Consider the following 1868-nt stretch of genomic DNA (forward strand, 5'->3'; position numbering starts at 1 on the left):
CGCTCCCCCAACCCCGCAAGATCATCCCGCCCAACGCCCACGGTCCTCGCAACTCCCACAGATCGCGGGTGTTGCGAGGACCGATAGAACCCAAGCGTGGTCGGGGCCCTTCGACGTGAGTTCCCGGTGAGGCACTGGCGGAGGATGCGAGATTCGAACGCGTGAGGGTTGCCCCCCAACACGCTTTCCAAGTGCCTCCAACGGTGTCCGTCGGGGTTCGCGGCTGTCCTGACCTGCGGTGGAGTGAACCGCTGGGCAGCGGCTGGACCCGGTTGGACGGGGGTGAACGAGACCAAGCGTCCAGGCGGCCCTTGGGGGAGCGTCCGCCCCTGTCGCAGGCGTCGGCCCGGTCCCCCGTCGGCTGCAGCCCGACCAGAGTGGCGTGGCCCGGGGGTAGCCGTCGCTCCCCTGATCGAGTGAACCGACAGTAGCCGGCGGTTCGCCGAATCGTTATCCGGGAAAGTGTTGCGAATATTTCGAATAATTCGGATGCTGCGACTACGCTGGGAAGCTAGGAGGTTCGACTATGGCAACCACCACAGAAGGCCGGAAGATCGCGCCGGGCACCGTGGACGCGCAAAGGGCCGAACGGGCGCTGCGTAGGGTCCGTGACTACCTCGCGCACAACACGGACGCCACCGCAGACATCACCATCGTCGGTGAGGTCGGCACCGACGATCCTCTCGTGCTGCCGCGCCCCACGGTCGAGATGTTCGCCGCCATGCTCGCCGCCCTGGCGAACGGGCAAGGCGTGCAGATCATGCCAGTCAATGCCATCGTGTCTACCCAGGTCGCCGCCGACATGCTCAACGTTTCCAGGCCCTACCTGATCGGTCTCCTGGAGAAGGGAGACATCCCCTTCGAACGGGTCGGGCGCCATCGGCGCATCAAGTTCAACGATGTCATGGAGTACAAGCGGAGAGACGACCGCGAACGTAAGGACGCAGCCGACTCGCTCACGGCCCTCGACGAGGAGCTGGGGCTGCTCTGACATGGCCTTCATCGTTCTGTACGACTCGAACGTGCTCTACCCGAACACTGCGCGGGATCTGCTCATCCGTCTGGCTCGGCACGGGATCGTCCAAGCCAAGTGGACCGAGCAGATCCTCGACGAGGTGGAAGCTGCACTCCGCCGCAACGACATCGGAGACGACGAGAGGCGTGCGGAGCTGCGGCGCCGCATGAACGCAGCTGTGCGGGACTGCATCGTCACCGGCTACGAGCCTCTGATTGACGGGCTCAAGCTCCCCGATCCGAACGACCGTCACGTCCTCGCGGCGGCGATCAGGGCCGGCGCGCAAGTGATCGTCACCGACAACAGCAAGGATTTCCCGTCCGAGTACGTGGCGGAGTGGGGCATCGAGCAGAAGACCGCCGACGCCTTCGTCATGGACTTGATCGATTTGGACGACCGTGTGGTCTACGGCTGCGTCATGGAGATTGCGGGTAGTCGGCGACGGGAGCCGGCCACGTTCGACGATGTGCTGGGCCAGTTGGAGAGATCCCAACTGATCGGATCAGTGAGCATGCTCCGAAGCGGACCTGTCGAGAGCACCTGACGAGCCAAGTCCATGGGCCCCGGCCAGCAGATGCTGGCCGGGGCCTTCCCGCACTCACTCGCACAGGAGCCGGGACGATGCTTGGCAACTCTGGGGGGACAAGCTCCATGTCGCGCACCACGCCGTTGCCCCGGTGGGCCGCCGAGATGGTCGAGGGGCGACTGTGGGGGAAACGACGAAGGCCCGGACCGTTGAGGTTCCCCTTGGGTTCTAACGGTCCTCGCAACACCCGCGATCTGTGGGAGTTGCGAGGACCGTGGCTGTTGGACGCGATGATCTTGCGGGGTTGCGGGAGCGTTTTCTTGCGCG

2 protein-coding genes are annotated in these 1868 nt (G+C 65.0%); both read left to right on the plus strand.

The window, feature by feature from the left end:
• Positions 1–526 precede the first annotated feature (526 nt).
• Positions 527–991 (plus strand): excisionase family DNA-binding protein, encoded by a 465-nt coding sequence (locus ABT092_RS30870; protein ID WP_351249812.1) that lies wholly within the window; start codon positions 527–529, stop codon positions 989–991.
• A gap of 1 nt (position 992) precedes the next feature.
• Complete coding sequence (locus ABT092_RS30875) at positions 993–1559, plus strand: PIN domain-containing protein (protein WP_351249814.1); 567 nt, start codon at positions 993–995, stop codon at positions 1557–1559.
• Positions 1560–1868 lie beyond the last annotated feature (309 nt).

Source organism: Streptomyces sp. NPDC002490 (genome assembly GCF_040296045.1).
In the GTDB taxonomy this organism is placed as follows: Bacteria; Actinomycetota; Actinomycetes; order Streptomycetales; family Streptomycetaceae; genus Streptomyces.

What these genes read in the sequence shown, in the direction of transcription:
- ABT092_RS30870 (WP_351249812.1), top strand. Translation starts at nt 527, where the DNA reads ATGGCAACCACCACAGAAGGCCGGAAGATCGCGCCGGGCACCGTGGAC.
- ABT092_RS30875 (WP_351249814.1), top strand. Translation starts at nt 993, where the DNA reads ATGGCCTTCATCGTTCTGTACGACTCGAACGTGCTCTACCCGAACACT.